The 26,595-nt window shown below is 61.0% G+C and carries 27 protein-coding genes; 6 read left to right on the top strand and 21 right to left on the bottom strand.

What is annotated here, in order from left to right; translation table 11 throughout:
* Nucleotides 1-60: 60 nt before the first annotated feature.
* The 4 genes from PYV55_RS05710 to PYV55_RS05695 are packed head-to-tail and all read right to left on the bottom strand — an operon-like array spanning nt 61 to nt 6,509.
* The gene (locus tag PYV55_RS05710) at nt 61-2,280 is read right to left on the bottom strand and encodes an O-antigen ligase family protein (protein ID WP_275849717.1); all 2,220 of its coding nucleotides are present in this window, start codon (nt 2,278-2,280) and stop codon (nt 61-63) included.
* Nucleotides 2,281-2,295: 15 nt separating this feature from the next.
* Nucleotides 2,296-2,811, bottom strand: coding sequence for a type IV pilin protein (locus PYV55_RS05705; RefSeq protein ID WP_275849716.1), 516 nt, complete (start codon nt 2,809-2,811; stop codon nt 2,296-2,298).
* A 22-nt stretch (nt 2,812-2,833) separates the two neighbouring features.
* Complete coding sequence (locus PYV55_RS05700; protein ID WP_275849715.1) at nt 2,834-3,205, bottom strand: hypothetical protein; 372 nt, start codon at nt 3,203-3,205, stop codon at nt 2,834-2,836.
* A 43-nt stretch (nt 3,206-3,248) separates the two neighbouring features.
* Nucleotides 3,249-6,509, bottom strand: coding sequence for a pilus assembly protein (locus PYV55_RS05695; RefSeq protein ID WP_275849714.1), 3,261 nt, complete (start codon nt 6,507-6,509; stop codon nt 3,249-3,251).
* Here PYV55_RS05695 and PYV55_RS05690 point away from each other — a divergent pair.
* Entirely contained in the window at nt 6,493-6,696 is a 204-nt protein-coding gene (locus PYV55_RS05690) for a hypothetical protein (protein WP_275849713.1), read from the top strand. The genes PYV55_RS05695 and PYV55_RS05690 overlap by 17 nt on opposite strands.
* 7 nt (nt 6,697-6,703) lie before the next feature.
* Here PYV55_RS05690 and PYV55_RS05685 read toward each other — a convergent pair whose 3' ends face one another.
* From PYV55_RS05685 to PYV55_RS05670, 4 genes are all read right to left on the bottom strand, one after another.
* Complete coding sequence (locus PYV55_RS05685) at nt 6,704-7,240, bottom strand: pilus assembly PilX family protein (RefSeq protein WP_275849712.1); 537 nt, start codon at nt 7,238-7,240, stop codon at nt 6,704-6,706.
* A 104-nt stretch (nt 7,241-7,344) separates the two neighbouring features.
* Nucleotides 7,345-8,358, bottom strand: a complete 1,014-nt coding sequence (locus PYV55_RS05680) for a PilW family protein (RefSeq protein WP_275849711.1) — start codon at nt 8,356-8,358, stop codon at nt 7,345-7,347.
* A 10-nt stretch (nt 8,359-8,368) separates the two neighbouring features.
* Nucleotides 8,369-8,944: a type IV pilus modification protein PilV gene (gene pilV, locus PYV55_RS05675; RefSeq protein ID WP_275849710.1), complete on the bottom strand. Its 576-nt coding sequence runs from the start codon at nt 8,942-8,944 to the stop codon at nt 8,369-8,371.
* Nucleotides 8,935-9,525 (bottom strand): GspH/FimT family pseudopilin, encoded by a 591-nt coding sequence (locus tag PYV55_RS05670; RefSeq protein ID WP_275849709.1) that lies wholly within the window; start codon nt 9,523-9,525, stop codon nt 8,935-8,937. The genes pilV and PYV55_RS05670 overlap by 10 nt, the downstream gene beginning before the upstream one ends.
* A gap of 126 nt (nt 9,526-9,651) precedes the next feature.
* On the opposite strand from PYV55_RS05670, the gene PYV55_RS05665 reads away from it, so the two are divergent.
* On the top strand, nt 9,652-10,287 hold the full coding sequence (locus tag PYV55_RS05665) for a riboflavin synthase (protein ID WP_275849708.1): 636 nt from the start codon (nt 9,652-9,654) through the stop codon (nt 10,285-10,287).
* Between the two features lie 35 nt (nt 10,288-10,322).
* Here the strand turns inward: PYV55_RS05665 and selD are convergent, their stop codons facing one another.
* Nucleotides 10,323-11,387, bottom strand: a complete 1,065-nt coding sequence (selD, locus tag PYV55_RS05660) for a selenide, water dikinase SelD (RefSeq protein WP_275849707.1) — start codon at nt 11,385-11,387, stop codon at nt 10,323-10,325.
* Nucleotides 11,388-11,429: 42 nt separating this feature from the next.
* Between selD and mnmH the strand changes: the two genes are divergently transcribed.
* Nucleotides 11,430-12,548: a tRNA 2-selenouridine(34) synthase MnmH gene (gene mnmH / locus PYV55_RS05655; protein WP_275849706.1), complete on the top strand. Its 1,119-nt coding sequence runs from the start codon at nt 11,430-11,432 to the stop codon at nt 12,546-12,548.
* Here the strand turns inward: mnmH and PYV55_RS05650 are convergent.
* Nucleotides 12,496-13,641 carry a trypsin-like peptidase domain-containing protein gene (locus PYV55_RS05650; RefSeq protein ID WP_275849705.1) on the bottom strand — a complete coding sequence of 382 codons (1,146 nt, stop codon included), beginning with the start codon at nt 13,639-13,641 and terminating at the stop codon, nt 12,496-12,498. The genes mnmH and PYV55_RS05650 overlap by 53 nt on opposite strands.
* Before the next feature lie 101 nt (nt 13,642-13,742).
* On the opposite strand from PYV55_RS05650, the gene PYV55_RS05645 reads away from it, so the two are divergent.
* Nucleotides 13,743-14,165 (top strand): potassium channel family protein, encoded by a 423-nt coding sequence (locus PYV55_RS05645; protein WP_275849704.1) that lies wholly within the window; start codon nt 13,743-13,745, stop codon nt 14,163-14,165.
* A gap of 628 nt (nt 14,166-14,793) precedes the next feature.
* Here the strand turns inward: PYV55_RS05645 and PYV55_RS05635 are convergent.
* The 6 genes from PYV55_RS05635 to rpsP all read right to left on the bottom strand — a co-directional run bounded on the left by PYV55_RS05635 (nt 14,794) and on the right by rpsP (nt 18,894).
* On the bottom strand, nt 14,794-15,780 hold the full coding sequence (locus PYV55_RS05635; protein WP_275849703.1) for a CobD/CbiB family protein: 987 nt from the start codon (nt 15,778-15,780) through the stop codon (nt 14,794-14,796).
* Nucleotides 15,781-15,828: 48 nt separating this feature from the next.
* A complete protein-coding gene (locus PYV55_RS05630; RefSeq protein ID WP_275849702.1) occupies nt 15,829-16,545 on the bottom strand; it encodes a CoA pyrophosphatase in 717 nt (238 codons plus the stop codon).
* A gap of 84 nt (nt 16,546-16,629) precedes the next feature.
* Nucleotides 16,630-17,019 carry a 50S ribosomal protein L19 gene (gene rplS, locus PYV55_RS05625; protein WP_275849701.1) on the bottom strand — a complete coding sequence of 130 codons (390 nt, stop codon included), beginning with the start codon at nt 17,017-17,019 and terminating at the stop codon, nt 16,630-16,632.
* Between the two features lie 155 nt (nt 17,020-17,174).
* The gene (trmD, locus tag PYV55_RS05620) at nt 17,175-17,957 is read right to left on the bottom strand and encodes a tRNA (guanosine(37)-N1)-methyltransferase TrmD (protein ID WP_275849700.1); all 783 of its coding nucleotides are present in this window, start codon (nt 17,955-17,957) and stop codon (nt 17,175-17,177) included.
* Between the two features lie 31 nt (nt 17,958-17,988).
* The gene (gene rimM, locus PYV55_RS05615) at nt 17,989-18,558 is read right to left on the bottom strand and encodes a ribosome maturation factor RimM (RefSeq protein ID WP_275849699.1); all 570 of its coding nucleotides are present in this window, start codon (nt 18,556-18,558) and stop codon (nt 17,989-17,991) included.
* Nucleotides 18,559-18,642: 84 nt separating this feature from the next.
* The gene (rpsP, locus tag PYV55_RS05610) at nt 18,643-18,894 is read right to left on the bottom strand and encodes a 30S ribosomal protein S16 (RefSeq protein ID WP_275849698.1); all 252 of its coding nucleotides are present in this window, start codon (nt 18,892-18,894) and stop codon (nt 18,643-18,645) included.
* Between the two features lie 283 nt (nt 18,895-19,177).
* Between rpsP and PYV55_RS05605 the strand changes: the two genes are divergently transcribed.
* Nucleotides 19,178-19,645, top strand: a complete 468-nt coding sequence (locus PYV55_RS05605; protein WP_275849697.1) for an NINE protein — start codon at nt 19,178-19,180, stop codon at nt 19,643-19,645.
* A gap of 77 nt (nt 19,646-19,722) precedes the next feature.
* Here the strand turns inward: PYV55_RS05605 and PYV55_RS05600 are convergent, their stop codons facing one another.
* From PYV55_RS05600 to pgi, 4 genes are all read right to left on the bottom strand, one after another.
* Nucleotides 19,723-20,733, bottom strand: a complete 1,011-nt coding sequence (locus PYV55_RS05600) for an inorganic phosphate transporter (RefSeq protein ID WP_275849696.1) — start codon at nt 20,731-20,733, stop codon at nt 19,723-19,725.
* 23 nt (nt 20,734-20,756) lie between these two features.
* Nucleotides 20,757-21,404 carry a DUF47 domain-containing protein gene (locus PYV55_RS05595; RefSeq protein WP_275849695.1) on the bottom strand — a complete coding sequence of 216 codons (648 nt, stop codon included), beginning with the start codon at nt 21,402-21,404 and terminating at the stop codon, nt 20,757-20,759.
* A gap of 147 nt (nt 21,405-21,551) precedes the next feature.
* Nucleotides 21,552-21,914, bottom strand: coding sequence for a DMT family protein (locus PYV55_RS05590; RefSeq protein ID WP_275849694.1), 363 nt, complete (start codon nt 21,912-21,914; stop codon nt 21,552-21,554).
* Nucleotides 21,915-22,102: 188 nt separating this feature from the next.
* The gene (pgi, locus tag PYV55_RS05585; RefSeq protein WP_275849693.1) at nt 22,103-23,683 is read right to left on the bottom strand and encodes a glucose-6-phosphate isomerase; all 1,581 of its coding nucleotides are present in this window, start codon (nt 23,681-23,683) and stop codon (nt 22,103-22,105) included.
* 170 nt (nt 23,684-23,853) lie between these two features.
* Between pgi and zwf the strand changes: the two genes are divergently transcribed.
* Nucleotides 23,854-25,311 (top strand): glucose-6-phosphate dehydrogenase, encoded by a 1,458-nt coding sequence (gene zwf / locus PYV55_RS05580; protein ID WP_275849692.1) that lies wholly within the window; start codon nt 23,854-23,856, stop codon nt 25,309-25,311.
* A gap of 140 nt (nt 25,312-25,451) precedes the next feature.
* Here zwf and glk read toward each other — a convergent pair whose 3' ends face one another.
* Complete coding sequence (glk, locus tag PYV55_RS05575) at nt 25,452-26,429, bottom strand: glucokinase (protein WP_275849691.1); 978 nt, start codon at nt 26,427-26,429, stop codon at nt 25,452-25,454.
* Between the last annotated feature and the right edge of the window lie 166 nt (nt 26,430-26,595).

Here is a 26,595-nt window from a genome sequence, read left to right as displayed (position 1 = left end):
GGGATAAAAGACAAGGCACCTGCTGCCATCACAACCCTCTTTGACACCTGGCCCAGCAATTCAGCGTACCGCCGTTGATTCCTGCAGCCTTGACCGATACGCTGAAGGGATCTCTGCCCACACCTTCTCTCGCATGACCGGGGGTGCTGCAGCCAGCGCGGCCCGATAAGCCTGCAAGGCCTTTTCTTCCTCATGCACAGAAGGAGAACTATAGATATTCCCCAGTTTCATCCAACCATCCATCGCACGTGCCGGCCATGCGCTGATGCCCGCCTGCAATGCCTGGATAGATAAAGTCCAATCCTGATTGCGTATTCCCAGGGTATAGGCGGCCTGCACAAGGTCCGGATCGACAAAACCCTTTTTCAGTAATTCCATGGCGCGCACGGCGGCCTGCTGCTCGCGGCCGGTCTTGCTCAACAGAATGACTTCCAACGAAAGCAGCGACGGCGCCGCAGGCTGCAGCGCTTGCGCGCGTTGCAGATATTCCTGTGCCTTGGCGTAGTCCCCCGCGTAAACGTGCGCACGCGCCACATTCGCAAGCAAGACCACTACGTAAGGCCGCGAAGAAAGGACGGACTCCCAAACCCAAAGAGCATTCTTCCAGTCGCCCCAACCTGCCATGGCATCGGCAGCGATCGGGGTGAGTTTGCGATAGTGCGGATTGATGGAGATGCCTTCACGCAGCAATTGCAGCATTTGCGTCTTCAATGGCTGCCAGCGCGGGTCATTCGGATAGCCGGATTTCGCGATGGTCAGAGCAATTTTGGTGGCCTCGATCAGTTTGGTTTCACATTCGATAGCCTGCTTCGCGATGTATATGGCGACTCCACTACAAATTGCCGTGATGCACAGGAAGAAAACGACAAGACCTTCCTTCCAGACCCCCAAGCGCACGCACCAGCGAGGCAGGTATTCAAGCCTCACATCCGATGCTGCTAGAACGGATAAACTCAAAGCAAACAAAGCACCAGTACCCGCCATGCGCCAGGGAAATCCTGCATTGCTGACCAGGAAGAAAACCAGCAAACTGGACAATGTCAACGCACGCAAAAGCGCTTCGCTGGCCCCAGCAGCAGTTGCCCCGGAAATGTGCAGGGTGCGATAAGCCGCCCACCCCAAATAGGCCAATAAACCGGCCAGCACAGCTACTCCGAATACGCCATACTCGGCGAGCAGCTGCAAAAATTCATTGTGGGCGTAATAATCGGTCTCGAGTTGGCTGCCGGCTTCCTGGTAACGCGGAATGTGCACTTCCCATGCACCCGCACCCACACCCAAGAATGGGTTGGCCTGGATCATCCTCCCGGTCGCCCGCCACAGCCGCGCCCGAATGGAAAACGATCCGCTGCGGTATTCATCCGCATCCGCCATCGAGATGGAACGCTTGACAGCACGCTCAATAGCGCTGTCTCTGTGCACCCCCACTATCAATGAAGCATTTGCCGTAGGTATGCTACCAAGCGCAAAAACCGAAGCCCCCAACACGCCAGCGAGCGCCAATCCACGCCCCATGCTCCACCCGACCGAAACCACCCCATGACGATAGCGCACCACCAAAATGGGCAGCAAAACCGTCAGCAACGCAAGCCCCAGCAAGGCAGATCGTGTTCCCGCCATCATCAGGGCCACGACGTTGAAAGCCAAAGAAAACGCCAGCAAAAAAACCGATGTCTTGTCGCGCACTCGGGTCAGCAGCAAAACAGAAAACGGCAAAGTGCAAACCACGAATTCCGCAAAAAAGTTGCGATTGACGAAAGTCGATGCAGGGTTCGGACCCTGGGCAAAAAATTGCCAGTCATACCAGAACTGCAACGCTGCCCATAGTGAGGCCAGGACGGCACCAAGATGAATGCCCCAGGCAAGCAAGGCAACCCGCCTGATCGTCCAGACGTTCATGCCTAAAAACACGATCAGGCCAAACATGAGCCAGCGAATTGCCTCCACGCCCCCAAGGTAGGCATGCGACCAAACCATGCTGCCCAACGCATAAAACGCCAAAGTCGTTGGAAAAATCAACAAACCATGCCATTGGACGGTCTTTGCCCCCAGGACACGCAGGCGCCAAAAATAAAGGAAAGCTGCCGTCAAAACAAAAAAAGCCACACCCGCGGATTTGAGGGTATCTTGCAGAGGCGCTTCATGCCGCGCGCCCATGGCAGGCACCACGACCATCATCAATGCGAGTGACAGAGCGGCCCCATCGACTCGAAATTTAGTCAAATGCCAGCGTTTTGCGGGGAAAACGAACGCGCCGCCGATAAAAGTGTCATTCCGCAAGGGCAAAACGCACACTCATTTCCAGCACTTGTCGCGCAAGGCAGCATTGCCGGCAACGCCACCCACTATAACCCCTCTTACTCCTGTCGAGGTAAGGGAAAAAATGCCGCACTCGTCGGTAGCTGCCTGTCTGCCAGAAATCGGAGCCATTGTCAGAGTGTAAGCATTCACGGTTACCGTGAACGTAGGGCTCCCCACACTAGTGATGCTGGTGTTGAGCTGATAAATCGCCGTTCCATCGGATGGCGAAACCGTCAAGTTCGCGGGGATATCGGCCGCCACGCTATTATTGCTGCGATCCGTACTATAGCTATCGTTTGCTGCATAAAACCGTTGCATGAACTGTGCAACCTGCATCAACTGGGTGCGTGCATCCGCCCGCCGCGCACGCGCCACGTAACTGGTATAAGCCGGCAAAGCAACCGCTGCGAGAATTGCAACGATGGCTATGGTGATCATGAGTTCAATCAGGGTAAAACCTTTGAGCCTCAAACGATATGACTTTTCCATACAAGGCAAAAAAAAGGACATTCCACATACTCCCGACACAAAATCATTTCAAAACAGGTTTTGGCCTGTATCCAGTCACCCAGATTTCCTGAATCTGATCCTGTGCAGAATGGTTGTTGCGTGATGTAGTGAAGCGAATCGTCATTCGAGGCTTCAGAGATTTTTCATCCCCAATCCCAGATCGAAGATGCACCACGACTGGCATTGCCTGGAAATGGTAATTCACCCCATCCACGACCAATATTCTCTTGGAGAAATCAACCGCATCCACGACTCCACCACGTTCCACGATCCCAACTGAATTTACATCGTAGGGATTTGCAGCACTTTCTCCGGGCAGCGTCACAGCAGACGCAACCTGAATCCAGGAAAACAAAGAAAAAATAATCAGTAAGGACAAACGAAGTGCGCGCATTTCAAACCTCTTCGCCATTTTGCAACGACAAGATATTTTTAATTTATTGATAAAGATAAATCTGGCGCCAGGTTCTCTTTACGTTACTTGGCAATATAGGCGGGGCTGGAGGGCTGCAGATAAGCGTATTATTCGGACCCAAAATACATCCACCGCCACCTCCACCTCGAAAACTGCCGCCTGGCGCAGTAGAAAGCGGCGCGGATGTATGTACGATAGTGCGCCAATCACCATTGGGCAATTGAAAGAGAACCGGGGCACTGGCCAACACATTGCCAAGAAATATCCCAGAAACAGCCCCAGTAGTCGCATAATCGGCTACACCGCCGGTCTGCGCCTTGACGACGTACTCCCAACTGCTTCCACCTGGATCGCATTTGGTACTGCTCGGAATATTCGTTGTAAACACCACATTCGTCAAATACGCGGAGGGCTGAGTGTTGATACGTTCTCCTGAAGTAGGCAGATCAATATACCAACCTTTCTTGGTGGTGTAATCTACCAAATTACTGGAGACAGTACGGGTTGAACCCGAAGTAGTCACCGTCTGCTGTACCAAGCTGGAACGCAATGGGTCTGGAATAGTAGTCAACGAATCCTTGAGCCCATACATGGTCTGCGCCTGGGTCGTGGAGACGTCCGAGTTACCAAGATATTCGCCCGTACCTACCAGCACCATGCGCGTCCCGTCACTGAGCTTTTTCAATGTCGGTGCCGTGGTAATGGGTTGAACCACGTTGCTGGCATCCTTGAGTGTCGCAAATTTTGCCACAGACCAGCTCGATGATAACGACCCCGTCAAGTCAAAGCGCCACACGTTACCCTTCAGGTCACCACCATAGACATACTCGATGGTATTGTCGCTGGCCATGGAAACACTGATTTGCGCCAAGCCGCATGGATTCGCCGCAGGCGTAGTGGTACACCCGGTGGTCGCAAGATCAACAATCAAGTTCCCGTTTCGCGGGTTGACAACGAACAAATGGCCCAGGCCATCACCACCACTGTCCCCAGCATTCGTGCCATTGTTATAACCCGAGGTCACGAGAACCACCCATCCCTTGGCCGTTGTTTTGGCGATGATGGGTTTTCCGAAAGAATAACCCATGTTTTTAGTGGCAGCAGTACGCGCCGTCGCGTCAGAGATGCTGTTCGGAAATTCCCACAAGGCCTTGCCTGCCGCATCTGCCTCGCTGCTGGCCACTGGGTTTGTTACATTCAATGCGTAATAACCACGCCCACCCTTCGCCAACCCGCCTACGAGGATGGTGCGCCAATCGCCACCACTGGTAACACCATCGGTATTATTGAAATCCACGTCTGCCGTCACTGGTGTGCCGTCCACATAATATTTATGAACAAATCCGTTCTTGGAACTCAAATTATTCAAATTTCCCATGACCATGTTCGGAATATAGGCCCATGCTTCTGCGCCGGTATCCGCCCGAAACGCGTGCAGCATGCCATCGTTCGCCCCTTGAAAAAGCACCCTGGTGCGCGAAGCTTGGCTCGTCTTGAAGCTGGCGTAACCGGTATCCGTGTAACTGGCATTGGGTTCACGCACCAGCACAGGTTCGCTGTTGATGAGATCCCCAAGCAGGTGGGCCCGCGGTCTGTATGTACCCGCTGATTCACCTGAACGGTCACCACGCAGATAAGCGAGCACCGCGGCTCCATCTGCGGGCGTCACGCTGGGAGTATTGAGCAAGGTCTGCTGCGCAGCGCTCAATTTGGTTGGAGTGCTTGCCGAAGTGGGTTGAAACTGCACCCCGCCCGTGCTTCCAGGGCTGTCCGTTGCCGTCACGATGAAGCGATCGCCAGACGTGCGCAAATCCAGTTGCGCACCGGCTGAGCCTGCGCTCCACAAAGACGTACTGCTGGGCACCCCGGTGCTTGTATCCACGGCATTGGCATACAAATCTCCAGTCCAGGTGCCGGAGTTATAGCTCGAGGCATACGACGCATTGTCCGTCGCAGTCACACGAGGGCTGGTCATCGTGACAGCTGCAGCCGCCCCCACCTTGGCCGTAATGTCGTCCGAAATCTGCGTAATGGCATTCTGAAACGAGACCGCATCGTTCGCCGGGATGGCCTTGCCCGTACCACCGTTGTAGGCCATGGAGTGCATCACCGCCATCGCATTCGCATTGGCCACCGTTTCGCCCAAAGCGACCACATACGTTTGCACATCGTATTTACCTGTGACGCTGCCAGTGCCATCCGGATTGGTAGAGGTTTTCGCCGAAACTGACGTCGTGCGCAGATCTTTGGCCGCATTGATGGCATTGGTCGCCGCAGTACCGAAACTCCCTGTCGTACAGGCATTGGTGCTCGTGCTCCAGACGCAGGTATTGGCACGATCCGACGCAGAATACAGATTGCCGCTGGTGTCGCCTGTAGGCAAACCGTCTGTCACCAACATCACGAAATTCTGCTGACAGGAATATTGAACCGGACTGGTCTTCCCGCCGAAGGAAGAAGAAAAATATGTCTTGGACGATTGCAATGAACCCAGCAATGGCGTAAACACCGCACCGTTCTTGACTTCGCCCGTAGCGCTATTGGTTTCATTACCCAGGAGAGACTGCAGTTTATTGTAATGTGTTGTCGAATCTGCAGCCACAGGCTCATTCAATACGCCCGCACCCGTTATATCTGCAATATATCCCCAGCCGCGCGGCATATAAACCTGGCGAGTGATCGGAGGATTATTTGAAAGATAACCTGCATCCGTAGGTGTAAAGCTCCAGGTACCCTGACCACCGGTAAATTGACCCGAATTCCAAGAATTCACTAGATTATGTCCAGTATATACATTATAACTCGTCCCGGTGCCCGCAGTCAGACCCCAAAGTCCTGTATATACGCCCGTAGTGTATAAAACATCCAGAATATCGAAATCATCCCCTGATTTATCGTAGGTAACGTAAAGCCCACCCGAGAATGGCTGTGGGTTGGCGATGCAGTTCCTCCCTCCATTGCTGGCGGAAACCCCAACCGTCGGCGGATTACCAGCCACAAATCCCACACAATCATTCGTGAATACCATTCCAGCATTGGAACCTAGATAATACGCATAGGTATTCCGCAAAGCCGGTGTCCCGCTCATGGCATACGTCATCAAGCCCCAGTTGAAGGAAGATCGGTACGTGGTAATGGCATTGCGCATGACGGATCGGCCAATGTTGCCGCGGGTATTGGGGTCGTTTCCGGAAACCAGCGTCCCGCCCATGTACGCATCCATGGACTGGGAGTTATCGTATATCACCAACACATTCGGCGTGACCATGTTCGAAACGGCCATGGGTACGTCGGCGATGTCGGTGGATGCGGCCTGGACAGACGCCACCATAAGACCCAATAACAAGGCCAGAGCAATCGATATGGCCGATGTGCATCTGGCGAAATATGGTGGCATGTACATGGTCAAACCCTTGAAAAAGCGAGGAGACTTTGTAGCCACCGGAAGAGGAAAACGCTTTTGCACGTGAATTCCTTTCACTGAATATCTATCGTTGATTGAAGCCATACGACAGTGCCAAAGGGGCGGGTGCGATTGGCGTCGGCAGCGGGCACTTCAGGCCCAAAACCGCGGGCCGTGATGAGGAAGGATGCTGGTACACCTGCAGGCGGCGTAACCCCCGTCAATGATTCCACCATACATTCAGGCGGCCTTTTGAATGTCGCCGTCCCCCCCACCAGGGTCGATGGAAGCACGAAAGCAGCACTCGTGGAAGTATCCCAATTCGTCGCGCTCTGCCATTGAATGGCTGTGGTATTCCAACGCATTTGCGCCTGGCCCAAACCTTGCGCGTCATACATGGCTTCTGGTGATGTCGTATCCCCACCAAGATTACGTACCAACTTGATCGCAGATGCCTCACAATGTCGCAAGGCGATTTCCGCCGCCTGCGTCGCGAGTTCTCCGGTACGCACATTGGCCGACACGTTTTCAGAAGAACCGACATTGCGTATGCTGGTCACCGCGAGCAGCGAGATAACTACCAGTAAAATCAATGCAATAATCAATACCACACCACGCTGCCGAGACGTATGTCCCCCACGTTGGTATGGCTTGCAAGCCGGACGGAATGAATGCCTCAAAGCAAAACACATATTAGAAATTTTCTATGTCAAGACTAACGTCGGCGATTACGCAATACCACCGTCGAGGTATAAGCTCTGCGCAACCGCAAATCCGGTGCAGTCACATTGGTATTGCCCTGACAGTCATCATATTTTGCGGCATTGGCATCTGGCGCAACGGGGTTCTCGCTGCGCACGAGCACGCAAATCCGTACCGTAAGCACCTTACCCCACCGCTGCTCAATGGGCAGGATTGAAAGGTTGGCATCATTCACGATGTCATATGCGCTCAGATAGCCAGCCACTGTAGCTGTCGTTGACGTATTCGACGCACTCACCGTACCATAGGTAAACTGCAAATCTTCCACATTTTCCACCAGTGGCTGCGGCGTACTGGCGCCGCCATTGCCCTTGCAGTACAAACTGGGCAATCCGGAAGTGGGCGTTCCAAGATAAAAGCGGTTGTCGGCCACCGCATAGGTTGCCGTCGTTGCTGTACCGGATGGAAATGTTACCGTGACCGTTCCTAATGCATTGCCAAGACAATCGGTAGCCGCACCTGCGTTGGTTGCCACAGTGTTGAATTGGTCAGCTTCATAATTGACAGCGATTGAATCCGGCAAGGTGGATGTTCCAGCACAAGCCAATCCATCAAGCGTGGCCGTGGCAGTGATGTTGCTGAAATTGCCATCACACCCTCTTATCGAAAAATTCGACAATGTAAACGTGCCAGGCAAGGTCAACGTTCCTGGATAGGTGAATGTCGCGCCACCAACGTAACTCGTACTATAGACCGGGTTGTAGCGGAAACTCGAATTCCTGTCCGTTCCATGCAAAGGGTTATCCCCGGCCATGCGGATCTGTTGCGCCAAAATGCTCAGCGCAGCCTGCGCATCTTCGTTCATGCGTGCTTGCGCTTCCGCCATTCTCGCCGCACTTGAAGAACCGAGGTAAGCAGAAATCACGGAAATCACGATGATGAGTCCGATCGTCAAGGACACCATCAACTCTATCAGGGAGAACCCCCTGACATAGCCATGGAACCGAAAATTACCCTGGCGTTTCATGGAGTGCATTTCATTCCACACGGAATCTGACATAAAGACACCGGGGTGCCGGATTTGTATAAAGTGCAGTTGCTTCTGCTGGGCAATTATCAGAAGTCCCAGGATCAAGAGCGGCAAAAGTACTTGGTTCCTGCCATACTATCCATAAGTCCCCAGAGCCATTTTGCACACAGGGATTTGGATCGCATTTCATGATCATGTCTCCAGCGGGAAGTTGGCGGCGTACTGCACGCCGGACAGCTGCGACATCCATCGCGGCCAGCGTAGTCTCCGTACAACTGGAGTAATTGCAATCGGACAGCGCAATATCGGCAAAAGACCAGTCGGATGTCTCGTACAAACCAACGGCATATGAACCACTGACAAATGCATTGGGATTTGCGCGAATACGCTCCACATAACTTGCGGCCAGATTTGTCGCGGTCGCTCGATAAGCAGATAATTTAGGCATTTGGACCGCAAATGACAGCATACCCCCCAGCGAAAGCAATCCAAATGCCAAAATGACAACCGCAACCAAGACCTCGATCAACGTAGCCCCGGATTGTGCTTGCCTTGTTTGATCGTTCATCTTTTTCAGGAGCATGATGCGTACCCATCCCCGGCAACTCTTACGCGACCAGACAAACTCACACAAACTACGCGCTGCGTGGTATTTGGAAAATTTCCACCTCCAAATTGCAAAGTAGTAGTTGAAGCCAAATTTTGCAAGCGACCTGTACCCGAAAAAAGAAATTTGGTGGAATTCGCTTCGACGATGGAATCGACAGATGTAATCGGCGACTGCACGCGCAAAACAGGATCCGTGGAAGCTGCGGTTCTGGTGCCATTACCATCTTGATCATAAAAAATGATCCAACCACTCACCCAACCATTACCGCCTGGCCCTGACCCGGATCCGCACGCCGGACTTGCAGCTTCAGGAGCATCGCTGCGGCACATGATGACCCGCCCCCCACGCTTTATGGCCTCACTGCGCGCGTAGCGCATGTCGGCCATGAAGGTGTTGACAGCATTCGAGATGGCGTTTGACTGGATGATCGACTTGAACGAAGGTGCAGCGAGAGTGATGAGGATGGCAACAACTGCTATCGCTACCATCAACTCGATCAGCGTAAAACCCGCATCAAACGGTGCCGCAGGGTGCTGTGAAGGATGCTTATCCATATGGCAATTATGGTGACAAAAAGTTCAGTTGTGTGTCCGCCGGTGCCCTGTCCGTAGCCGCTCGTCAGTTTCTCCCCATCTATGCTGGCTCTATGGTTCACACCAAACCCTGCCACAATCCTCCCCATGTTCACAGGCATCATCACCGGCCTAGGCCGCATCACCTCCGTGCAAGCGCTGGGCGACTCGCCCACCCATGGCAAGCGCCTGACCATCGCAACCCCGGCGCACTACCTCGACGACGTGGGCCTGGGCGACAGCATTGCGCTCAACGGCGCCTGCATGACCGTGACCGCGCTGGACGCGCCGCAGCAGCAGTTCAGCGTCGATGTTTCGGCCGAATCGCTCGCCAAGACCACGGGGCTCGACGCCCCGGGCCCCGTGAACCTCGAAAAAGCCCTGCGCGCCAACGACCGGCTCGGCGGCCATTTGGTTTCGGGCCACGTCGATGGCATCGGGCAGGTGTGCCACTTTGCGCCCGTGGGCGAAAGCTGGGAGCTGCGCATCCTGGCGCCGCAGGAGCTCGCGCGCTATCTGGCCTACAAGGGCTCGATCACCGTGAACGGCGTGAGCCTGACCGTGAACCGCACCGCCGACCTGCCAACGGGCTGCGAGCTCAGCATCAACCTGATCCCGCACACGGTGCAGAACACGGCCTTGCAGTATCTGCAGGCCGGAGCGCGTGTGAACCTTGAAGTGGACTTGATCGCGCGCTACGTGGCGCGCATGCTCGAAGCGCCACCGCCTGCGCGCGCCGCTTGAGCGCAGGCGTGTGCCTGGCTCATGCGCTCACGAATTCAGAGCGAACACTCAATACCCACCGCTGAGTTTTGCGCTTTTTCGTACATTTCACCGATGGCGGCGGCATGCGCAAAGCCTGCTTCGCGGAAGGCTTGCAGCACCGCGCCCAGCGCCTCGGGCGCACAGCTCACGAGCAGGCCGCCGCTGGTTTGCGGGTCGGTGAGCAAATGGCGCATCCATGGCGGGGCGGCTTCGGGCCACTGCACCTGCGCGCCGTACGATGCCCAGTTGCGGCCCGACGCGCCCGTGACCACGCCTTGCGCGGCAAAGCCCTGGGCCGCGGCAATCAAGGGCAGTTGCGCCAGACGCAGGCGCGCCGACAGGCCCGAGCCGCGGCACACTTCAAGCAAATGCCCGCCCAGACCAAAGCCGGTGACGTCGGTCATCGCGTGCACGCCCGCGAGCTCGCCCAGCGCCGCGCCCACGCGGTTGAGCTGTGTGGTGTGGCGCAGCATCTCGGCGTACCCGGCTTCGTCCAGCAGCCCTTGCTTGAGCGCGGCCGACAGCACGCCCACGCCCAGCGGTTTGCCCAGCACGAGCACGTCACCCGGCTGCGCATCGGCGTTGCGGCGCACGCGCCCGGGGTGCACCAGGCCCAGCGCGACCAGGCCGTAGATAGGCTCGAGCACGTCGATCGAATGCCCGCCCGCAATGGGGATGCCGGCGTCGCGGCACACTGCCGCCCCGCCTTCAAGCACGCGGCCAATGACTTCGGGCGGCAACTTGGCGATGGGCATGCCCACGAGCGCGAGCGCCAAAATGGGGCGCGCGCCCATGGCGTAGATGTCGGAGAGCGCATTCGTGGCGGCAATGCGGCCGAAGTCGTAAGGGTCATCGACAATGGGCGTGAAAAAGTCCGTCGTGGCCACCAGCGCCTGCTCGGCGTTCAGCCGGTACACGGCCGCGTCGTCGCTGGTTTCGGTGCCCACGAGCAGCTCGGGCGGCACCAGGCCCTGCGGCGCACGTGCCAGAATCTCGCTGAGCAGGCCCGGCGCGATCTTGCAGCCGCAGCCACCTCCATGCGCAAATTGCGTCAGTCGAATGTTTTGTAACTCCGTCATAGTGCCAGTCATTTTGCCAGCCCTTGCTTTTGCGCCATGGCCATGAACCAGCGTGGCCCCGTTTCCGTGGATGCGCTCCACCGCTTCGATGCCATCATCGACGCACGCTCGCCGGCAGAATTTGCGCGCGACCACATCCCCGGTGCCATCAATTGCCCCGTGCTCGATGACGAAGAGCGCCGCATCGTCGGCACTCTTTACAAACAGCAAGGGCCTTTCGAGGCGCGGCGCGTGGGCGCGGCCATGGTGGCGGCCAATCTGGCGCACCACCTGCGCACGCAGTTTGCCGAGCGCCCGGCGCAATGGCGTCCGCTCGTGTATTGCTGGCGCGGCGGTCTGCGCAGCGGCGCTATGGTGACCTGGCTGCGCATGGTGGGCTGGGATGCCCAGCAACTGGCGGGCGGCTACAAGACCTGGCGCCGGCACGTGCTGAAACAGATCGAAACCATGCCGCCACAGCTCGACCTGCGCGTGCTCTGCGGCCCCACGGGGAGCGCCAAAACGCGTGTGCTGCAGGCGCTGGCGGCGCAAGGCGCGCAGGTGCTGGACCTGGAAGCGCTCGCGCAGCACCGCGGCTCGGTGCTGGGCGCCCTGCCCGGCGTGGCCCAGCCCACGCAGACCGCCTTTGAAACCCGGCTCGCACATGCCATGCAGGCGCTGGACACGCGCCGCCCCGTCTACATCGAAGCCGAAAGCGCACGCATAGGCTGCCTGAATGTGCCGCAGCCCCTGGTGCAGCGCCTGCGCGCCAGCCCTTGCATCGAAATCCAGGCCGACACGCCCGCACGGCTGGATTTTTTGCTGCGTGATTACGCGCACCTGGGCGATGATCCCGCGCTACTGGCCGAGCGGATCGCGGCACTCAAGGAGTTGCACGGCAAGCAGGTGATCGCACGCTGGCAAGCCTGGGCGCAGGAGCGCGCCTTGGCGCCACTGTTTGCCGAGCTGATAGCGCTGCACTACGACCCGCTGTACGCGCGCTCGCAAAACACCCACCTTTACCAATGGCCGCAACGCCACACTGTGAACACGGAGGCCCTCACGCCAGCGCACATAGACACACTGGCGCGGCAGATTCTCGCCCTGGAAACAGCTGACCGACAGCTGACTAACGCAGCGCCGGGCGTGGCATGCGCGGGCGCAGGTCCGGCACGACCTTGAGCTCCAGCGTTTCATCACCGCGCTGCACGGCGAAAGTGCTAGGTGCCCCCGGCTTGAGCGCCGCGACCATGTTGAGCAGCTCGGGCACGTGCGAAACGGGCTTTCCGTCCACCTGCAAAATCACGTCGCCAGGGCGTATGCCCGCGCGCGCGGCCGGCCCGCCCTGCAGCACGCCCGTGATGATCACGCCCCGGTTCGCCCTGACGCCGAAGGTCTCGGCCAGTTCGGGCGAGAGCTCGTTGGGCTCCACGCCGATCCAGCCGCGTGTCACCTGGCCCTCTTTGACGATGCCCTCGAGCACCTGCCTGGCCGTGGCCACGGGGATGGCAAAGCCTATGCCCATGCTGCCGCCCGAGCGCGAATAAATGGCCGTGTTGATGCCCACGAGGTTGCCCTGCACGTCGATCAGCGCGCCGCCTGAGTTGCCCGGGTTGATCGCGGCATCGGTCTGGATGAAGTTTTCAAACGTGTTGATGCCGAGCTGGTTGCGCCCCAGTGCGCTCACGATGCCGCCCGTGACGGTCTGGCCGACGCCGAACGGGTTGCCTATGGCCAGCACCTGGTCGCCCACGTCGAGGCTGTCGGAATGGCCCAGCACGATCACGGGCAGTTTGTCGAGGTCGATCTTGAGCACGGCAAGGTCGGTGTCCGGGTCCGTGCCCACCACGCGCGCGCGGCTGCGGCGCCCGTCCATGAGCGAGACGTCGATCTCGTCTGCGCCCTCGACGACGTGGTTGTTGGTGAGGATGTAGCCCGTCGCACTGACGATGACGCCACTGCCCAGGCCGATTTGAGTCTGGTTGGGCACGTCACCAAAGAAAAACCGGAACCACGGGTCGTTGGCCCGTGGAATGCGCACCGCTTTGCTCGTGGTGATGCTCACCACCGCCGGCAGCGCCTTGTGCACCGCGGCGCGAAAGCTCCCTGTCGGGGGCGCAGTGCTGGTACTGGGCGGCGCCTCGAGCAGCGCCACACCAACCCCCGACGACCAGGGAGCTTGCCGCACCCAGCCTGGCTGCAAGGTGGCGACGACGAAATACAGCGCGACGCATACCGTGACGGTTTGGGCAAACAGCAGCCAGAAACGTTTCATCGTGGAAGTTCCAAAAACATAGTGAATGCAGCACGCCTATTGTCGCTCAGGCAGGGAATCGATAATGCGCGAACACGCCGCATACGCCAGCTACCACAATCATGAAACGCCCCACCCCCTCCAAAAGAATCCACCTGGCCCGGCAGGGGGTGGTTTATTCACTGATTTTGTGCTCGCTGATCCTGGGCTTGGGTGGTATGGGTTTTTGGATGCTCGACCCCCAGGTCGAAACCTTTTCCGACGGTTTGTGGCTTGCCTTCACCACGGCCGCGACGGTGGGTTATGGCGACCTGGTTCCGAGCACCCATTTGTCGCGCGTTTTTGCCGTCATCGTGGTGCTGCTCGGGCTGGCCGTGCTATCAATCGCCACGGCCTCGCTCGCGGCGATCTTCGTCGAAAAAGAAGTCGAGGTCGAAGAAAATCAGTTGGAAAACGACCTGATGCAGGAACTCATCCAGTTGCGCGAGGATGTGCGCATGCTGCGCACCGAGGTGCGCGCACTGCGCGACGAGGCGGCGGAGTAGCGCCGGGAGACCCCAAAAACCGGGAAACGGTCTTCGCAACGCCTGACTCAGTCGTGACGGCCGTGCCCGTTTCCACGGCCGTGACCATGACCACCCTCACGGTCATCTCTCCATCCTCGGTCATGCGGATTCCCACGAGGTCCAGGACCATCGTGACGATAGGCGGGAGGCGGTGGACCGTATGCACGCGGAGGCCGATGCGGCGGCTCTTTCACGAAATACACCGGCTGATCGCATGCGGCGTAGCGGGAGCAGTATCGGCCCCAGTTCTTTGCATGGCCCGGCGGCACATACAGATAGATTGGCGAGCGCGGCACCAGTACGGTTGGACGCTGGATGATCATCGGTTGGGGGTAAATCACCGCGGGCGGCGGCCCGTTGCCGATATCGATGCGACCATAGACACCCGGCGACAGCTCGCCGCCGACGGTCGCGTTGATATAGGTCTGCGCGTGGGCACCATGGGCCACTGCCAGAGCCGTTGAAGCCAATGCGCCGGCCCATGCACGGCGCACAAAAAATCGAAGCTTCACAATATTCCTCCCAAAAAAGTGATTGCCGCCGTTTGTAGCAAATCAGGCCCGCACACAGGCACCACGGCGCATAAAGGACGTAACTTTGTGTGCTCTCAGCCAAGCAGGCGCGCCAAAGTCAGCAAGGCCAGCAACAGCAGCCAGACGACCACCGAGCGCCACACCAGGCCGACCACGCTGCGCAAGTGGCCGAGTTCAGCCTCGCGGCCCGGCGTGCTGCCGCTGTCGTCCATGTCCGCATCGGCCTCGAAGTCCTGCAGCGACGGTGCTTCGGCGCGGGTTTTGAGCGCGGCGCCGCCCAGACGCACGTCGATCGCCCCTGCGGTGGCCGCCAGGATCACGCCGTCATTGTCGTTTGGGAAATGCTGCGCGTAAAAACGCCAGCCCTCCACGGCCTCCTCGAAGTCACCCACCACGGCAAAGCTGAGCGCGGTCAGGCGCGCCGGTAGCCAATCGATGAACGCCCAGGCCTGCATTGCCGCACGTTGCAGGGACTCGCTCGCCGGCTGGACGAGGCTGACGCTTTTGTCGCGCCAAAAGCGCGCGACGAATTCGGCCATGCGATAGAGCACGGCCCCCGCAGGCCCCAGACCGAAAGCCGCCAGGATGGAATAGCAGGCGAGCACGCCAAACACATGACAGTGCGCGGCCAGCACCGAATACTCGAGCACGTGGCGCACGATTTCGCTGCGTGGCAAGTCGCCCACATCGACTTGCTGCCACTGCGCCAGACGCGCGCGCGCCGTGTCTTCGTCGCCTTCTTCCAGAGCGTCACGAATGCGCGTGAAATGGTGGCTGAACTGGCGAAACCCCAACGTGACATAGAGCACGGCCACGTTCCACAGCATCGCCACGGGCCAGCCCACCCACTCGAGCAGCAGCCAGTGCACGAGCAACGCCAGCAATGCGGGCGGCAATACCGTGAGGCTCCACACCACCCAGCCATGATGGGCTTTGCCGGCGTCGAAGTTGCGGCCTACGGCCAAGACCCAGGCGCGCAGCGCGGCATGGATGGGGTTGCTACGGGCGAGCGGGCGCGCCTGCTCGATCAGCAAGGCCAGCAAAATGGCGAAAAAGCTCATGGGCCGGAATCATACTGAGGTCGGATGTACGCTCTGCGCCGGCCACGGTCACGCCATCAGAAACCGGTAAAAATTGCGCAGCATGCCCGCCGTTGCGCCCCAGATGTAAAAGCTTTTGCTTCCATATTCATAGGGCATGGAGAACCATTCACGCCGGATTCCGCCCAGGTCGTACACATGGCGCCGATGGTGCGCCGGGTTCAGCAAAAATGCCAGCGGCACCTCGAAAACCTCGGCCACCTCATGCGGGTTGGGCTGTAGCTGGCCGGGCGGCTGCACCAGCGCCACCACGGGCGAGACGGCAAAGGCCGAGCCCGTGATGTAGGTCGGCAGCAAACCCAGCACTTCGACGACGTCGGGCAGCAGCCCCACCTCTTCCTGCGCCTCGCGCAGGGCGGTGTGCACGAGCGAAGCATCTTCGGGATCGACACGCCCGCCCGGAAAAGCCACCTGCCCCGAATGCGAAGACAGGTGCGACGTGCGCTGCGTGAGCAACACCGTCGGCTCTTCGCGCAAGACGATGGGCAGCAGTACCGCGGCCTGCGCCAGCGGCCGGTTGGCAAACACCGGCTCCTGCGCCACTTCGGGCGTCCACTGCGGCGGCTTGGCAAAGCGCGCACGCAGAGCCTCGGGTGTCTGCAGCTGCGCGGGCACGGCGGGCAGGTGGGCATCGATACCGGCAATGGGAACCTGGCGCGGATCAAAACCGGGCTGGGTCAAGGAAGGCGCGCGCGCGGTGGAAGGGGATGATTTGGAAGAAGTCACGGCAATGAGTCAATAAGCCGCAGCACAAACAAAAAGCCGCTACAGCACTCACTGTAGCGGCTTGTTTGCAATCGCGCCTGCGGCTTATTCGGCGACTGCAGCGCTGGCTGGGGCCTTGCGTGCGGGCAGCTTTTCCTTGATACGGGCCGACTTGCCGCTGCGCTCGCGCAGGTAGTAGAGCTTGGCACGGCGCACGTCGCCGCGGCGCTTGACTTCGATGCTCGCGATCAGCGGGCTGTAGGTCTGGAAAGTGCGCTCCACGCCTTCGCCGCTGGAGATTTTGCGCACCGTGAAGCCGCTGTTGAGGCCGCGGTTGCGCTTGGCGATGACCACGCCTTCGTAGGCCTGCACGCGCTTGCGCGTGCCTTCGACCACGTTGACGTTCACGACCACGGTGTCACCGGGGCCGAATTCGGGGATTTTTTTGTTGAGGCGGGCGATTTCTTCCGCTTCGAGGATTTGAATCAGGTTCATGTGTGCCATCCAAGGATCATGTCCGCGCCACAAGCGGCTTGCGTCGGGATTGACGTTTCAAGGTTCTGCAAGAGGAATCCATGCGAATTTGCTGCAGCATTGCAGCAAGCTCCCTGCTCACAAAACGGCCGGACAGAGGATCGAAAAGCCCGCGATTATAGCAAGTCCGCTGCGTTTTCTTGCTGGTTTTTTGCCAGAACGGCTTCATCCGCGGCGCTCAGGCGTCCGGCCGCGCGCGCCGCGGCGATCAGGTCGGGGCGGTGCCTGGCCGTGAGGTTCAGGCGCTGGGCGCGCCGCCAGCGCTCGATCTCGGCATGGTGGCCCGACAGCAGCACGGCGGGCACGGTGCGACCGGCCCAATCTTCGGGGCGGGTGTAGTGCGGGCAGTCGAGCAGCCCGTCGAGCGCCTGGCTGAAGCTGTCATAGGCGTGGCTTTGTGCGTCGTGCAGCACGCCGGGTTGCAAGCGCGCCACGGCGTCGAGCAGCGCCATGGCGGCGATCTCGCCACCCGAGAGCACGAAGTCGCCCAGGCTGATCTGCACATCGACATGCGCGTCGATGAAGCGCTGGTCTATGCCCTCATAGCGGCCGCACAGCAAGATGGCGCCACTGCTGGCGGCCCAGTGCTCAACCTGCGCCTGGTTCAATGGCTTGCCTATGGGAGAAAACAGCACAACGGGTGCCCGCGCGCCTTCCTCTTCATGGCGCGCTGCGCGGATCGCGGCAAGGCAGCGCGCAAGCGGCTCGGCCAGCATCACCATGCCCGGCCCGCCGCCGAAGGGCCTGTCATCGACGCGCCGGTACATGCCCTCGGCGTAGTCGCGCGGGTTCCATAGGCGCACTTGCACCTGGCCACTGGCATAGGCGCGGCGCGTCACGCCGCCGGCCAAAAAGGGCGCGAACAGTTCGGGGAACAGGGTGATGATGTCGAAGCGCATGCGGCACTCTGGCAGCGCTGCCAGATGCTTTTCAATAATCGGGCTGCCAATCGACAAAAATGCGCCGCGCCGCGAGATCGACCCGATCGACGTAGGCCGCAACGAAGGGAATCATGCGCTCTAGCGCTTTGCCCTCTTGCTGGTAGCTCAGCACGAGCACGGTTTGAGGGCCCGTGGAGAGCAGTTCGCGCACTTCGCCCAGCTCCACGCCTTCACGGTTGACCACGGTCAGGCCGAGCAGATCGACCCAGTAGTATTCGTCGGCGCCGGTGCTCGGGAAACTGGAGCGCGGCACGAAGATGCGCGCGCCGCGCAGGGCTTCGGCGGCGTCGCGGTCAGGAATGTCCTGCGCCCAGGCGACGACGGTGTCTGCGTGCTCCTTGGCTTCGCGGATGCGCAACAGGCGCGTACCCTCGAAGCCGCGCACACCGCGCTCTGCGGGCAGCAAGTACCAGCGCTTGGACGAAAACAAGGCTTCAGGCGTGGCGCTGTAGGGCAATACCTTGAACCAGCCCTTCACACCCCAGGCGTCCGCGATACGCCCGACTTCCACGGCGTCGGCAGGCAAGTCAACCAAATCGAGCGGCAATGCGGCGGACATAATTGAAAAGGGAAAGAGGCCCCTGAAAACGAAAAAACGGGCCCGTCAGCCCGAGCCAACGGCGCCCGCTGCGCGTGCCAAAGATCAAGCAGCCTGCTTGGCAGCTTGCTTGATCAGGCGATCGACCGTGGGCGACGCCTGCGCACCCACGCTCTTCCAGTAGGCCAGACGGTCCTGTGCGATGCGCAGGCCCTCTTCGCCTTCCTTGGCCACGGGGTTGTAGAAACCCAGGCGCTCGATGAAGCGACCGTCGCGGCGCACGCGCTTGTCGGCGACCACGATGTTGAAGAACGGACGGCCCTTGGAGCCGCCGCGGGAGAGTCGAATGACGACCATGTTGATTTATCCTCGGGGTACAAAAGCTCGCGCAAGACCCATGCCCGGGCGCGCAAAGCCTCGGTGTTTGCTGCCATCGGCAAGGCCTAACCCTAAACCTTGACCGGCTGCAGCGGCTGTGCAGCGTTGAGACACGCAGCATGACCACCCGGTCAGCCACACGCTGCAAAGCCGACGATTATATCCACTTCGACCGTTCATGCCCTCCAACGTTCATGCCCTCCAAAGTCCGATAGGCTCCCTGGGAGATGGCGACCGCAGTTCCCCGGAATAATCACGCACCATGACTGCACAAGCACCCAAAACCAAGAACAAAACCCTTGCCGCCTGGCTCGCCTTTGTGGGCGGTCCGCTGGGGCTGCACCGTTTTTACCTGCACGGGCTGGGCGACTGGCTCGGCTGGCTGCTGCCCATTCCGACGGCGCTCGGGCTCTATGGCATAGAGCGCGTGCAGCAGTTGGGGCAGGACGACGTGCTGAGCTGGCTGCTGATTCCGCTGCTGGGCTTCACGATCGCGGGCTGCGGGCTGCGCGCAATCCTGTACGGACTCATGACGCCAGAGAAGTGGAATGCACGATTCAATCCCCAGGCCGCGCCCGACGCCGCGCCGGGGCGCACGAACTGGTTCACGATCTTCGCCATTGCAGGCGCGCTGATGGTGGGCACGGCGGTGCTCATGGCGAGCATCGCGTTCAGCTTCCAGCGTTATTTCGAGTACCAGATCGAAGAGGCACGCAGCATTTCGCAGTGAACGCGAAAATACCAATGAAAAGTGCCTGTAGCGCTTATCCATCAAGCGCTACAAGCTATCAATAGAAAAGCGTCCGTTCAGTAGAGCTGCAAGCTCAGCCAGTACGCAATGGCTGCGACGAAGGCGCTCGCCGGGATGGTCAATATCCACGCCCAGATGATGTTGCCCGCCACGCCCCAGCGCACCGCGCTCGCGCGTTGCGTCGAGCCTACGCCGACGATGGCGCCCGTGATGGTGTGCGTGGTCGAAACCGGAATGCCCAGCGCCGTCGCGAGAAACAGCGTCAGCGCCCCGCCCGTTTCCGCGCAAAAGCCGCCCACGGGCTTGAGCTTGGTGATGCGCTGGCCCATGGTCTTGACGATGCGCCAGCCGCCAAACATGGTGCCCAGGCCTATGGCCAGATAGCAGCTCACGATGACCCAGGTGGGCGGCGCTGCATCGGTGGCCGAGGTGTAACCCGTGGCGACCAGCAGCAGCCAGATGATGCCCATGGTTTTTTGCGCGTCGTTGCCGCCATGCCCGAGGCTGTAGGCCCCCGCCGACAGCAGCTGCAGGCGCCGAAACCAGTGATCGATGCGGCTCGGGCGCATGCGCCGGCACACCCAGGCGACCAGCACCATCATGAGCGAGCCGAGCAAAAAACCGAGCAGCGGCGACACGAAGATGAACAGCACCGTCTTGAGGATGCCCGCCCCGATCAACGCGCCCGCGCCGGTCTTGGCCATCACTGCGCCGACGATGCCGCCGATCAGCGCGTGCGAGGAACTGCTCGGGATGCCGTACAGCCAGGTGACGACGTTCCACGCAATCGCCCCCACGAGGGCGCCGAACACCACATGGGTATCGACCACCCCCGGCTGCACGATGCCCTTGCCAATCGTGGCGGCCACGCTCAGGTGGAACACGAACACCGCCACGATGTTGAAGAATGCCGCGAACAACACCGCCTGCGCGGGCTTGAGCACACCGGTGGACACGACGGTGGCAATCGAATTGGCGGCGTCGTGAAAGCCGTTCATGAAATCGAACAGGATCGCGAGCGCGACCAGCAGAATCACCACCCAAAGGGCCGTCGGAACGGTTTGCATGCGCCTTGGCTCCCCTGCCCTGCTCAGGAGTTTTCGAGGACGATGCCCTCGATGATGTTGGCCACGTCCTCGCACTTGTCGGTGATGGTTTCGAGCAGTTCGTAGATGGCCTTGAGCTTGATCACCTCGCGCACGTCGGGCTCCTCGCGGAACAGTTTGCTCATGGCGCTGCGCATCACGCGGTCGGCGTCGCTTTCGAGGCGGTCGATTTCTTCGCAGGTCTTGAGCGCGGCCTCGGCCACGGCGGGCTCGGCGATTTTTTCGAGCAGGTGTACGGCGTCGCGCAGGCGCTCGCAGCACTTGACGCTCAGATCGGTGAGGCGCGAGATTTCGACCGTCATGTGGCGCACGTCATAAAGCGCCATGGTCTCGGCCGAGTCCTGGATCAGGTCGGCCACGTCGTCCATGGTGTTGATGAGCGAGTGGATCTGCTCGCGGTCTATGGGCGTGATGAAGGTCTTGTGCAGGTTTTTGTTGACCTCGTGCGTCACGCGATCCGCGGCGCGTTCGGCATTGTCCACGTCCTGGTTGTATTTTTCACGCAGCTGCAGGTCGTTGTAATTCGCGACCAACTGGGCAAAGGCATGGGCAGCCTCGACGACGCGCTCGGCATGCTGGTCGAACATCTTGAAAAAATTGCCTTCGCGCGGCAACAGCTTGCCAAACAGCATGGGGGTGCTCCAGGGGTGCAAATACGCACGCCTCATCCGCCCGGGGCGGGCCAGAATGACGACGGCTTCGTGACAAATGCGTGACAAGCGAGTTTACCTGCACACCCACTGCCCAAAGCCCCATGGCGATGCACCTACCCCGAGGCATCAAGCCCCACGAAAAACGAAATACACCGCGCCCACCATACACAGCGCCGCCCAAAGGTAATCCCAACGCAAGGGCTGACCGAGGTAAAACACGGCGAACGGCATGAACACCGTGAGCGTGATGACCTCCTGCAAGATCTTGAGCTGCCCCACGTCGAACCGGGTGAAGCCGATGCGGTTCGCCGGCACCTGCAGCAGGTATTCGAACAAGGCAATGCCCCAGCTGACGAGCGCGGCCATATACCACGGTGCGGACGCAAGGTTCTTGAGATGCCCGTACCACGCAAAGGTCATGAAGACATTGCTGGCCACGAGCAGCAGCACGGTCTGCAAGGGGACGGGCAGGGACGGGAAGAAGTGCATTGTTTTCTTAGTGTAGTGTTTGATGCTTGATGCGACAAATAAAACCGATGGATTTTTGGTCTGGGCAAGGCGCAAACCGCAGCGATACCGGGTGGTATCGCGAGGATTTGCAACGCGGCCCGGGCCGAAAAGACGCGGTTTTATGTCGCAGATAGCGTCGAACACTACATTAGTTCATGAACAGGTGCTTAGCGGCGCAGACGCTGCAACAGCCCCGCGGTCGAGGCATCGAGCCCTGTCGCGTCGCCGCTCGCGAGGCGCGGCTCCAGGTCGCGCGCGAGCACTTTGCCCAGCTCCACGCCCCACTGGTCGAAGCTGTTGATGCCCCACAGGCTGCCGCTCACGAACACACGGTGCTCCTGCAGCGCGAGCAAGGCACCGAGCGCGGCGGGCGTGAGCGCGTCGAGCACGATGAAGGTGCTGGGGCGGTTGCCCGGAAAGTCGCGGTGCCCGTCGCCCACCACCTTGCCCTGCAGCAACGCCTGCGCCTGCGCCAGGGCGTTCGCGAGCAGCTTTTCGTGGTGGCCCGGCAGCGGGTGCGTGGGCGTGCGCACGGCGATGAATTCGAGCGGCACCACGTCGCTGCCCTGGTGCAGCATCTGGAAAAACGCGTGCTGCCCGTTGGTGCCGGGCTCGCCCCACAGCACGGGCGCGGTGGCGAGCGCAAGCGGCTTGCCGTCCAGCCCCACGCGCTTGCCGTTGCTTTCCATTTCGAGCTGCTGCAAATACGCGGGCAGGCGCCGCAGGCCCGCGTGGTAGGGCGCGATGCAGCGGCTCGTGAAACCGTAGAAATTGCGATACCACACGTCGAGCAACCCCAGGCGCACGGGCAGGTTGGCCGCCAGCGGCGCGCTGCGAAAGTGCTCGTCCATCGCGTGCGCGCCCGCGAGCAGTGCGCGAAAGCCCTCGGCGCCAATGGCGATCGCAAGCGACAAGCCAATGGCCGACCACAGCGAATAGCGCCCGCCCACCCAGTCCCAAAAGCCGAAGGTGGTGGTGATGCCCAGCGCGCGCGCCGCTGCTACGTTGGTAGTGAGCGCCGCAAAATGGCGCGCCACCTCGCGCCCGCCCTGCGCGGCAAACCAGGCCAGCGCCGAATGCGCGTTGGTCATGGTCTCCACGGTCGTGAAGGTCTTGGAGGCGATCAGAAACAGCGTGCGCTCGGGGCGCAGCGTTTGCAGCGTGGTGTGCAGCTCGTGCCCATCGACGTTCGAGACGAAGTGAAAACGCTTGCCCGCGATGTGCTGCGCCTCGAGCGCGAGCACGGCCATCTGCGGCCCGAGGTCGGAGCCGCCGATGCCGATGTTGACCACGTCGGTGATGGCCGCGTCGGCGCGCTGCGCCTCGGCGTAGGCCAGCACGGCGTCGAGCGTGGCGTGCACCTGCGCGAGCTCGTGCGCCACCTGCGGCAAGTCGCCCGGCAGTGCCAGCCCCTTGGGGCGGCGCAGCAAGGTGTGCAGCACGGCGCGGCCCTCGGTGGTGTTGATGGGCGCGCCCGCAAACATCGCATCGCGCCGCTCGGCGAGGCGGCACGACTGCGCGAGCGCGAGCAGCAGCGCCTCGGCCTCGCGGCTCCAAAGGTTTTTCGACAGGTCGGCGAACAGGTGCGGCGCCTCCTGGCTGAAGTGCGCAAAGCGCCCGGCATCTTCGGCAAAGGCGCGGCGCAGGTCGAAGGCGCGCCCCTGCGCGGCAAACAAAGCCTGCAGGCGCGGCCACTCGGGCGCCTGGTCGCAGGGCAACGAGGGCGGCAGAGAGCTCGTGGGGGTCATGGTCAAAAAGCACTCCAAGGCTTATGGATAGGGCGCAAGCAGCTCCTGTTTTGCGAACATTTACGGCGCGCAAGGACATCGCTTGGCGCTACAGGTGCGTGCCACATGGCAAGGTTACACTGCCCCGCAGGGCCTTTCGTGACGGATGGCCGCACGCACAGGAGCACCCCATGGGATTCGACCTCGTCTTGTTCGGCGGCACGGGCGATCTGGCCTGGCGCAAGCTCATGCCGGCTTTGTTCCAGGCTTTTCGCCACGGCACGCTGCCCGCAGGCGGGCGCATCATCGCCGTGGCGCGCGACACGCTCAGCGACGAACAATACCGCCGCCTGATGTACGAGCGCTTCGACAAGGTCGAGCTCGCCAAACGCCCCACGCCCGATGAATTTGCGCGCTTTGCGCAGCTGCTGCACTACCTGCGCATGGACTTGTCGCAGCCGCAGGACTATGCGCAGCTCGCCACGCTGCTGCAGGCACGCCAGGCCGACACCGTGGTGATGTACGTGGCCACCGCGCCCAGCCTTTTCACCACCGTGTGCGAGCAGATCGCCGCCGCGGGGCTCAACGGCCCGGCGACGCGCGTAGTGCTCGAAAAACCGCTGGGGCACGATCTGGCCTCGAACCAGGCCATCAACGCCACCCTGCGCCGCGTGCTGCGCGAGGAGCAGGTCTTTCGCATCGACCACTACCTGGGCAAGCCCTCGGTGCAAAACCTGTTTGCGATGCGCTTTGGCAACGCCTTGTTCGAGCCGCTGTGGCGGCGCGAAACCATTGCGAACATCGAGATCACCATCGCCGAAGACCTGGGCGTGGAAACGCGCGGCGCCTTTTACGACCAGACCGGCGCGCTGCGCGACATGGTGCAAAACCACGCGCTGCAACTGCTGTGCGCGATCGGCATGGAGCCGCCGATCAACGCCAGCGCCAACGCCATCCGCGACGAAAAGCTCAAGGTGCTGCAATCGCTCAAGCCCTGGGACGAAACGACCATAGGCCAGAACGTGATCCGCGGCCAATACACCGCAGGCATGGTGCACGGCCAGCCCGTGCCCGGCTACCGCGAAGAAAAAGGCGTGGCGCCCAACAGCAACACCGAAACCTTCGTGGCGCTGCGCACCGAGATCATGAACTGGCGCTGGGCCGGCGTGCCCTTTTACCTGCGCACCGGCAAGCGCCTGGCCGAGCGCAGCGCGCAGATCATGGTGCACTTTCGCCCCGTGCCGCACCACATCTTCAAAACCCCGGCGGACGCGGCCAACCGCCTCGTGATCCACCTGCAGCCGCAGGACGGCCTCGACTTGCGCCTGCTTGCGCAGGGCGCCACGCAAGCCCAAAGTGCCGAAACCATCCTCACGCCGGCAAGCCTGAACCTCGACTTCACCCAACGCTTCGGCGCCGAGCGCGTAGGCGCCTACGAGCGCCTGCTGCTCGACGTGATCGCGGGGCGCCTGAACCTGTTCGTGCGCAGCGACGAGCAGGAAGAAGCCTGGCGCTGGGTCGAACCCATCCTCGAGCACTGGCGCCGCGACCCTACAGGCCCACGCCCCTACGCCGCCGGCACCTGGGGCCCGAGCGCTGCGAGCGCCATGATCGCGCGCGACGGGTTTTGCTGGAGTGAAGAGGTTTGAGCGCGGTGGGCCCAAGAGGAGGCGCCGCGCCCCTGCGCGGATGCTCGCGAGGGGAAACTCGAAATTGGGGTCAGATTCCAATTATTCAAAAAAGATAGCTGCTCACGCTTGTTGCATATAGGCTAACTGCCAAAAAGACCTCAATTTCTAGCGCACTGCGGCCGATCGAGCGCGCGCGCGGCGCCGTACAGCGCCGGGGCCGCGTCGGGGTTGATGACCCAGCATGGAATGGGCGCCAGATACGCCTGAAAGCGCCCCTTGGCCTCGAAGCGGGCGCGAAAGTTGGATTGGTCGAACCACGCGCCCAGGCGCGGCACGATGCCGCCGCCCAGATACACGCCGCCGCGCGCGCCCAGCGTCAGCGCCAGGTCGCCCGCCACCGTGCCCAGAAAGCCGCTGAACAGCGTGAGCGCCTGCAAGGCCAGCGCGTCGCCCGCGTCGAACGCCAGTGCCGTGACATGCTCGGGCTGGCTCACGTCTGTTCCGCCAAACATCGAGCGCTCGCGCAGCGCGTGGTACAGATCGACCAGCCCCTGCCCACTGAGCACGCGCTCGGCCGACACATGGCCGTAGCGCCGCTGCAAGATGCATAGCAGCTCCCATTCGAGCGGCGTCTGCGCGGCCAGCGTGGCGTGTCCGCCTTCGCCCGCGAGGGGAATATCCATGCCGCCCGGCGCAAACACCAGCCCCGACACGCCCAGCCCCGTGCCCGCCCCGAGCAGCCCCACGGCTGTCCCCGCGACCGGCGCGCCGCCGCCGACCTGGCGCAGCATCTGCGGTGTGAGCAGCGGAATGGCGAGCGCGAGCGCCGTGAAGTCGTTGAGCACGACGAGCCGCCGCAGCCCCAGCGCCGCACGCAACGCGCTTTGCGAAAAGCTCCAGTCGCGGTTGGTCATGCGCACCGCGTCGCCCGTCACGGGGTTGGCGATGCCCAGCGCGGCTTCCTCGGGCATGGCGATGCCCGCCTCGGCCACATAGGCGCGGATCGCGGCTTCGAGCGAGGCAAACTGCGCGCACGGCCGCACCCACAGGTCGTGCAAGGCGTCGCCGGGCCCTGCCTGCCAGGCCAGACGGATGTTGGTGCCGCCGATGTCGGCGAGCAAACGCATGTGCACCATAGTTTCCCTTTCAAAAACCTGTCGAATGCGGGCAGCCCCACGCGCCCGGCGGCTGCACCAGGGCAGCCCCGAAATCGTCCCGCACGCCTGTTAAACTGCCGCCCAGCCACCACTGGCGGGATGCCGCGTGCCTCCGGTTGCAGGCTGCCGCGCAAAGGTCCGCCCT

Origin of the sequence: Extensimonas soli, assembly GCF_029211265.1 — a bacterium.
Classification (GTDB): Bacteria; Pseudomonadota; Gammaproteobacteria; order Burkholderiales; family Burkholderiaceae_C; genus Extensimonas; species Extensimonas soli.
This window is presented reverse-complemented; position numbering and strand designations above follow the sequence as displayed.

Coding starts and splice junctions, on each gene's coding strand:
- PYV55_RS05600 (WP_275849696.1), bottom strand. CDS start 20,733: ATGCAAACCGTTCCGACGGCCCTTTGGGTGGTGATTCTGCTGGTCGCG.
- PYV55_RS05635 (WP_275849703.1), bottom strand. CDS start 15,780: ATGAGCTTTTTCGCCATTTTGCTGGCCTTGCTGATCGAGCAGGCGCGC.
- rpsP (WP_275849698.1), bottom strand. CDS start 18,894: ATGGTCGTCATTCGACTCTCCCGCGGCGGCTCCAAGGGCCGTCCGTTC.
- PYV55_RS05665 (WP_275849708.1), top strand. CDS start 9,652: ATGTTCACAGGCATCATCACCGGCCTAGGCCGCATCACCTCCGTGCAA.
- selD (WP_275849707.1), bottom strand. CDS start 11,387: ATGACGGAGTTACAAAACATTCGACTGACGCAATTTGCGCATGGAGGT.
- PYV55_RS05705 (WP_275849716.1), bottom strand. CDS start 2,811: ATGTCCTTTTTTTTGCCTTGTATGGAAAAGTCATATCGTTTGAGGCTC.
- rplS (WP_275849701.1), bottom strand. CDS start 17,019: ATGAACCTGATTCAAATCCTCGAAGCGGAAGAAATCGCCCGCCTCAAC.
- PYV55_RS05650 (WP_275849705.1), bottom strand. CDS start 13,641: ATGAAACGTTTCTGGCTGCTGTTTGCCCAAACCGTCACGGTATGCGTC.
- PYV55_RS05595 (WP_275849695.1), bottom strand. CDS start 21,404: ATGCTGTTTGGCAAGCTGTTGCCGCGCGAAGGCAATTTTTTCAAGATG.
- PYV55_RS05670 (WP_275849709.1), bottom strand. CDS start 9,525: ATGGATAAGCATCCTTCACAGCACCCTGCGGCACCGTTTGATGCGGGT.
- trmD (WP_275849700.1), bottom strand. CDS start 17,957: ATGCGCTTCGACATCATCACCCTGTTCCCCGAACTGTTCGCGCCCTTT.
- pilV (WP_275849710.1), bottom strand. CDS start 8,944: ATGCTCCTGAAAAAGATGAACGATCAAACAAGGCAAGCACAATCCGGG.
- PYV55_RS05680 (WP_275849711.1), bottom strand. CDS start 8,358: ATGAAACGCCAGGGTAATTTTCGGTTCCATGGCTATGTCAGGGGGTTC.
- PYV55_RS05695 (WP_275849714.1), bottom strand. CDS start 6,509: ATGGCCGTTTCGAACATGGTCACGCCGAATGTGTTGGTGATATACGAT.
- pgi (WP_275849693.1), bottom strand. CDS start 23,683: ATGACCCCCACGAGCTCTCTGCCGCCCTCGTTGCCCTGCGACCAGGCG.
- PYV55_RS05605 (WP_275849697.1), top strand. CDS start 19,178: ATGACTGCACAAGCACCCAAAACCAAGAACAAAACCCTTGCCGCCTGG.
- rimM (WP_275849699.1), bottom strand. CDS start 18,558: ATGTCCGCCGCATTGCCGCTCGATTTGGTTGACTTGCCTGCCGACGCC.
- PYV55_RS05690 (WP_275849713.1), top strand. CDS start 6,493: ATGTTCGAAACGGCCATGGGTACGTCGGCGATGTCGGTGGATGCGGCC.
- mnmH (WP_275849706.1), top strand. CDS start 11,430: ATGAACCAGCGTGGCCCCGTTTCCGTGGATGCGCTCCACCGCTTCGAT.
- PYV55_RS05645 (WP_275849704.1), top strand. CDS start 13,743: ATGAAACGCCCCACCCCCTCCAAAAGAATCCACCTGGCCCGGCAGGGG.
- PYV55_RS05590 (WP_275849694.1), bottom strand. CDS start 21,914: ATGCACTTCTTCCCGTCCCTGCCCGTCCCCTTGCAGACCGTGCTGCTG.
- glk (WP_275849691.1), bottom strand. CDS start 26,429: ATGGTGCACATGCGTTTGCTCGCCGACATCGGCGGCACCAACATCCGT.
- zwf (WP_275849692.1), top strand. CDS start 23,854: ATGGGATTCGACCTCGTCTTGTTCGGCGGCACGGGCGATCTGGCCTGG.
- PYV55_RS05700 (WP_275849715.1), bottom strand. CDS start 3,205: ATGCGCGCACTTCGTTTGTCCTTACTGATTATTTTTTCTTTGTTTTCC.